Here is a 6,243-nt window from a genome sequence, read left to right on the forward strand (position 1 = left end):
GTACTCGTTGAGAAGATCCGAAATAATATTTTTCTTACCTTCAGTTATGGGTTTTACCTTATAAACATCTTTTTTCCTCGCCATAAATAAAAGCCTCCTATGATTTTTATTTTATCATACTATAAATGAGAAGATTTCATAACATATATTTACAGTAAAAAAATTTCATAAAAAGTAGAGACAAAACTCACTTTTTGTTGTATAAATTATTTACCATAACAACTTTAACAACAGGAGTGAAGAATATGTCTCATAGAAGTATTTTTAGAATTTGCAAAAGTAAATCATACAATTGGCAATTTTATACCTGTTCCTAAAGGATTTAATTTTTCAAGATATTTACTAACAAAAAATTTTTGGGATATTACTTTGTTGGGAATTTGGGAGTGGTATATGAGTGGAGATAAGAATCATAGAAATAATGAATTACTTAAAAAAATTATTGGAGGAAAGAATCAGTTAAACAATGTTAATATATGTTCAAAATGGTTGAATGAATGTTTTGAAGACTGGAATAATTTTATTGAAAAAAATTATTTGCAGTCCTTTGTCAGTGGAAGTTCTAATAGACCAATAGAATTGTGGGATGGACACCTCTATGAGGACAAGACTGATAAAATTATAAAAAACATAAAAAGGTTGCCAATCAAATTAAGTGCAAAAGGTTCGGAAAATAAGCAATTTGAACAGTTTTTTTCAAAGGCAACTGAAGCAATTAGAGTACGTGGAAATGATATAGCACAAGAATTACAAAACTTTGTGGAATAGAATATGTTCGATAACAAATTTTATTTTTTATGAAAAGGTGAAAAAAATGAAAACTAAAATTAAAACAATTGTTGATAGAAATTATAAGGAAGTACCCAAAGAAGAATTTTATAAAAGTTTTTTTAGACGCTATAATATGGAAGAGGATACAACTATTGAAGCTTATCTACAAATACAAGGTATGAATGTTTGTGGAAAACAAGATATTTTAGATTTTTGGAAATCTGAGCCAAGGTTGTACTATAATCTAAGTTTTAAAACAGTGTTAAATTCATTTGGTGGATATTATGATCCTAGTGAAATTCGAAAAAATGAGATAGTTGACGATATTATGAAAAAACTAGAAAGAAAACTAGAGGAAGGAAGGCAACTCTACAATTATAATGTACAATTATTCAATATTTGTAAAGTTGATCAAAAAATCAAAATAGGAGACTTTGAAATTATCAATAAAAGTGAATTCCTTAATTTATTTGAATCAGAAAAGGCAAAAAAATGGAGGGATAAAAAGACATCAGATGACACAGTTTTTTGGAGTTGTTCTTTGACTGTATCTGAAAAATACAGGGGATTAGAATTAATTGAAGACTATATAGAGTTGTTCACAAACACCATACGGGTATTGTACATGGTTACTGATCCTAAGGAGAGCATAAATTTTCTTAATGGTAATGGACAATCTCGTAGAGATATAATTATGATTAATGAATCAGGTCTTGCAACTGGTCCAAGTAAGATAGATAAAATTTTTAAAATTGTCAATTTGCAAGATAAGATATTTAATGAATTTGATCCTATATGGGATAAATTATTTAGAATTAATACTAAGAATAACGAAATTTTCAATCGAATTCAGACTTCATTGATGTGGCTTGGTGAGAGTATGGAAGAACATAGCATAGAGAGAGCCTTTGTAAAGGCAATTTTTTCACTTGAAGGCATAATTGGTAAAAAGAATAGTGGCGGTATAGCTGAAAGTTTATCAACAAATGTTGCAGTTATTTTGTGTGATGATTATGAGAATAGGATGAAAATGAAGAAAAAAGTTAAAAAGTTATATAGGGTAAGATCAAAAGCTGTACATGGAGAATCAATGAGTTGTTCTCTACAAGAATACTTAGATGTTTGTCAAATTGTTAGAAATATAATATTTAAGTTTATTAACGATCCTGAGTTTAAAAAGCTTGAAAAATTTGACCAAATAGAGGAAAAAATCAACAAAACATTATATTCATAGTATTAAAATTATGAAGTAATTGACAAATTCCAATTTTAAGGTTGAGTGTTATAAAGTAAGTGTCAAGTAAAAAATCGATAGAAACCACTCAAAAAATATAAGATAATCTTCCTAAAAAGGAGGGTCTTATATGGGTATACAAAAAACATGAATATTACCCAGTGGCAGGGAAATCAACATTCCGTTATGCAGAAATCAGTGTTTATAAATCTTATAATGGAGTTGCATCACAAGATGTAAATTCATTATAAGGAGGTCATGATTATGACCAAATGTCGGGAAATCTTAAGACTAATCAGTCTTGGATTCACCCAGCATAACATCATGCAAATCTGTGGTGCTGCACAGAAAACTGTTATCAAAGTCTAGCATCGTGCAAAAGAATTAAATCTTGTATGGCCATTGTAGGAAAATATGAGACAAGGCTTTGGAGAATCTAATGTTTCCTAAAGCAGGCAAAAATATTAGTAACAAAAGAATGCCAAATCTAGCTTACATCCATAAGAAACTATTCTGTAACGGGGTCAGCAAAAAGCTCCTATGGACAGAATATATGGAGGATTGCCGTCTCAAAGGAGAAATAGATGACAGTATAAGCTTTGAAAATTATATGAACAAGATTACTGAAATTTTTAATATAGAGATTGAAAAATTGATAAGTTATAAGCATGATGAATTAGAAAATACTTATTAAGTATACGTATATAATAATTCACCTGGGAAACATGATCCAATATAACGCAGATATTAATTACCACAAGGATGATATAATATTTTAAGGTAATTTTTTTACTGTGAAATTAAAAATAAACGTAAAAACTGTACATTTATTTTTGATTTTGTCTATAATAGCAGAAAAGATAATAAATATTGGACTTTATAAGTGCTTATTTTCTGAAAGCAATAATATAAAACTTAATTATGAGTTCAAAATTGAAGATAATATTATCAATTACAATATTAACTATGATGTAGAAAATAGACTTATGACGGAAGATTTATTATTGAATGATAGGATTATGCTAAATAGAATTGGCCAAAGTGCAAAATCATATATTACGGATAATAAAGTTTTTACAGACATTGATAAAGAATCCCTCCTTTTAAGATCCATATATTTTAACACAAAATTTAATAACTATCCTGTGTTAAAAACATGGTTTAATTATTTAATAAATTCAGTTTATCTCGATGCTTTTTTAAGAAGAGGTATAAATCCATCACACAGTAAACTTGATTTAGTAGAGTATTTGAAAAATAATGGTGTAGATGATATTAATAATTTCTTTAAAAAGTATAATTTTGGACAGTTGGTAGAGTATTCAAACGCAAGTGTTGGAAAATTAATTTCTATAGATACATCGGGAGATAAGAGTATATTTTTTAAAAGAGATGATATTGGAGAACCTATTCCATTTGCCATGGAATCGCTGGGAAATAAAAATCTTTTAAATATGCTGCCTGCCTTTTTCCATGTAATAAAAAATGGAGGAATGTTGATTATAGATGAATTCAGCAGTGCATTTCACAACGATCTTGAAGAACTTCTTATTAGATATTTTATGGGCAAATCTAATAACTCTCAAGTATTTGTGGTTTCACATTCAACTAATTTACTGTCAAATACTATATTTAGACCAGATCAGGAATATGCAGTTGAATTTAGAGGAAGTGATGGGAGTATTATAAATAGATTTTCCAATGAAAAACCAAGAGAAGCTCAAAATATAGAAAAAATGTACGTAAGCGGTGTGTTTGGTGGAAAGCCGGTATACGAAGATGAGTAGAGTTATGTTTGCTGATAATAATAAAAAAATGATGAAAATCTTGTTGGGGATTTAATAAATAGACTTGGTAATTCCAGAGAAAGTAATGATGAATATGATAGGCAGGGGCTGCTCCTTCTTAGTTATCCTTCTATTGAAAGTTTTACAGCCTCTAATTATATAAAGGACTCATTTAATTTGGAAATAGAGAAGGGTTCAGAACTTAAGCAGTATTTACATGAACAAAAAATTATGTATCAAGATATAAATAGAGATACCACTGAATTAGCAGTCTTAGAAATGGATAAGGCAATAAAGAGTATTGAAATTGAAAATTATGATTTAGATAATTTTAAAGATACCAATTTACAGATATACAATTATGAAGAAAATCATTATAGAAAAACAAAAAAATACAAGCTGTTAAGTCTATTGTGTGCAGCACTTCTTGATTTGGGATTAAATAGCTATAGAAGAAGATTAATAGTGATATATTATTTATATTCAATGAATTAAAACTATATAGAAACCATCCAAACCATATATGGTCCTTACAACTTTGCCAGGAGAAGAATCCCAGGTGGATTTTGGCTATATAGCAATGACCAGGAAAAAAAGCTGTATGAAATAATAACGACAAAAACCTCGGACCAATTAGGATTTGGAAACCGCAAAAACTGGAATGCCAGCATAGCCCGTAAATGGGTTAGTGACAATTTTCATATTGAATACAGTAATCGAGGGATGCTGCAAGTATTCCACAGATTAAACCTTAGTTATACACGACCGACGTATACCCTGGCAAAAGCAGATAAAGAAAAGCAGGAGGCCTTCAAACAAGAATTTGAGGATTTAAAAAAACTTGATTGACGGAAATATAAACCATATTCTTTTTAAAGACGAATCAATGATCCGGGATTATCAAGCTATTTCCAGAACATGGTTTCCCAAAGGTCAGCAGAGAATTATAGCAGCCTACGGAAAACATGAAGGGGTAAAACTCCTGGGGATTATCAATTATGAAACCGGGTCAGTTTATTGTGAGGAACATAGTAAATATTATGCTGAAGTATTCCTTGGATTTCTTGAAAATGTTTTACAACAATATCCAGAAGGTAAAATAGTTATGATTCTTGATAATTCCAGAGTTCATCATGCAAAATTACTTAAGGGTTTCTGGAAAAGAACAGTACCCGGCTTTCATTCATTTTTCTCCTCCATACAGTCTCAAAATGAATATAATAGAGGGGCTGTGGGGTTGGATGAAAGATGAGGTAATTAATAATGCTTTCTTTTCATCTGTTAAAGAAATTAGAAATGCTGTCCAATGGTTTATTAACTGGGTTAATCAAATCCCGGAAACCGTTATTGACAGGTTTTGTGTCCGCATGTAGTTTTATTTGTACGATATATATAGCATAAACAGAAGATGAACATTGCAATAGAACACGCAGATATGAGGAAATTGCTTGATGGATTGGTTGTCATTGTACAAAAGAATTAAAGTTGTAATTTTATTTAAAGAACAAATGTTTGAATAAGATTAACTTTTTGCGGGGATAATATATGATATAATAAAAATAACAGAGCAGGGTGGTTGATGGATTTGGCGGATGAAAAGGTAAAATGGCACCCGGCCTTTGCGGCGGCAGTGCAGCTGGAACTCAAGGAATATAGAAAATACCTGGAATTTATAACGGAATATCAACTCACAGATGAGCCCCTCAGGATAGATGTGCTGGTTGTAAAGAAGCTCAAGGAAATCGAGATAGACAAATCTCTGGGCAGAATATTTAAAAAGTATAATATATTGGAGTACAAATCTCCTACAGACTATATATCAATAGATGATTATTACAAGATAAAGGCATATGCCTATCTCTATAAAGCACTTTCAAGGGAAACAGACAGGATTAATATAAATGAAATGACCATAACTCTGACTTCCAGCAGGTACCCCGGGAAATTGCTTGATTATTTGAAAAATGAGATAAAGGCTGATATAAAAAAAGCTGGCAGCGGCATATATTATATAAAAGATACGGACATAGACACTCAGATTTTAGTGTCAAAACAATTGGATGACGGAGAAGCCGGATATTTAAAACTGCTTCAGAATCAGCAGCAGGACAGGAATTTGATGAAAAACTGGCTGGCAGAATACATAAGTAATATAAAGGATCCGCTTTATGCGGTGATAATGGATGTACTTGCAAAAGTGAATCCCGATGAAATATTGGAGGTGTNGATTTTAGTGTCAAAACAATTGGATGACGGAGAAGCCGGATATTTAAAACTGCTTCAGAATCAGCAGCAGGACAGGAATTTGATGAAAAACTGGCTGGCAGAATACATAAGTAATATAAAGGATCCGCTTTATGCGGTGATAATGGATGTACTTGCAAAAGTGAATCCCGATGAAATATTGGAGGTGTATAAGGATATGGGAATGCCGAAAATAAGTGAGAGCAA

8 protein-coding genes are annotated in these 6,243 nt (G+C 30.8%); all 8 read left to right on the forward strand.

All coding sequences use genetic code 11. The features are described 5' to 3' along the window. Positions 1–393: 393 nt before the first annotated feature. Positions 394–768: a hypothetical protein gene (locus ACFHWD_RS20240; protein WP_378062903.1), complete on the forward strand. Its 375-nt coding sequence runs from the start codon at positions 394–396 to the stop codon at positions 766–768. Between the two features lie 46 nt (positions 769–814). Continuing rightward, entirely contained in the window at positions 815–2,005 is a 1,191-nt protein-coding gene (locus ACFHWD_RS20245; protein WP_378062904.1) for a hypothetical protein, read from the forward strand. A gap of 439 nt (positions 2,006–2,444) precedes the next feature. Then, entirely contained in the window at positions 2,445–2,699 is a 255-nt protein-coding gene (locus ACFHWD_RS20250) for a hypothetical protein (RefSeq protein WP_378062905.1), read from the forward strand. Positions 2,700–2,799: 100 nt separating this feature from the next. Then, complete coding sequence (locus ACFHWD_RS20255; protein ID WP_378062906.1) at positions 2,800–3,792, forward strand: ATP/GTP-binding protein; 993 nt, start codon at positions 2,800–2,802, stop codon at positions 3,790–3,792. 177 nt (positions 3,793–3,969) lie between these two features. Further along, a complete protein-coding gene (locus ACFHWD_RS20260; RefSeq protein WP_378062907.1) occupies positions 3,970–4,287 on the forward strand; it encodes a hypothetical protein in 318 nt (105 codons plus the stop codon). Between the two features lie 114 nt (positions 4,288–4,401). Continuing rightward, positions 4,402–4,641 (forward strand): winged helix-turn-helix domain-containing protein, encoded by a 240-nt coding sequence (locus ACFHWD_RS20265; RefSeq protein WP_378062909.1) that lies wholly within the window; start codon positions 4,402–4,404, stop codon positions 4,639–4,641. After that, entirely contained in the window at positions 4,634–5,044 is a 411-nt protein-coding gene (locus ACFHWD_RS20270; protein ID WP_378062908.1) for a transposase, read from the forward strand. The genes ACFHWD_RS20265 and ACFHWD_RS20270 overlap by 8 nt, the downstream gene beginning before the upstream one ends. Continuing rightward, positions 5,004–5,165 carry a hypothetical protein gene (locus tag ACFHWD_RS20275; RefSeq protein WP_106011013.1) on the forward strand — a complete coding sequence of 54 codons (162 nt, stop codon included), beginning with the start codon at positions 5,004–5,006 and terminating at the stop codon, positions 5,163–5,165. The genes ACFHWD_RS20270 and ACFHWD_RS20275 overlap by 41 nt, the downstream gene beginning before the upstream one ends. The last annotated feature ends 1,078 nt before the right edge of the window (positions 5,166–6,243 follow it).

It is taken from the genome of Clostridium sp. MT-14, from assembly GCF_042436595.1.
Classification (GTDB): Bacteria; Bacillota; Clostridia; order Clostridiales; family Clostridiaceae; genus Clostridium_B; species Clostridium_B aromativorans.

Bases quoted from the DNA above. Each gene is read 5' to 3' on its own strand.
- ACFHWD_RS20275 (WP_106011013.1), top strand. From the start codon at position 5,004: ATGAATATAATAGAGGGGCTGTGGGGTTGGATGAAAGATGAGGTAATT.
- ACFHWD_RS20250 (WP_378062905.1), top strand. From the start codon at position 2,445: ATGTTTCCTAAAGCAGGCAAAAATATTAGTAACAAAAGAATGCCAAAT.
- ACFHWD_RS20245 (WP_378062904.1), top strand. From the start codon at position 815: ATGAAAACTAAAATTAAAACAATTGTTGATAGAAATTATAAGGAAGTA.
- ACFHWD_RS20240 (WP_378062903.1), top strand. From the start codon at position 394: ATGAGTGGAGATAAGAATCATAGAAATAATGAATTACTTAAAAAAATT.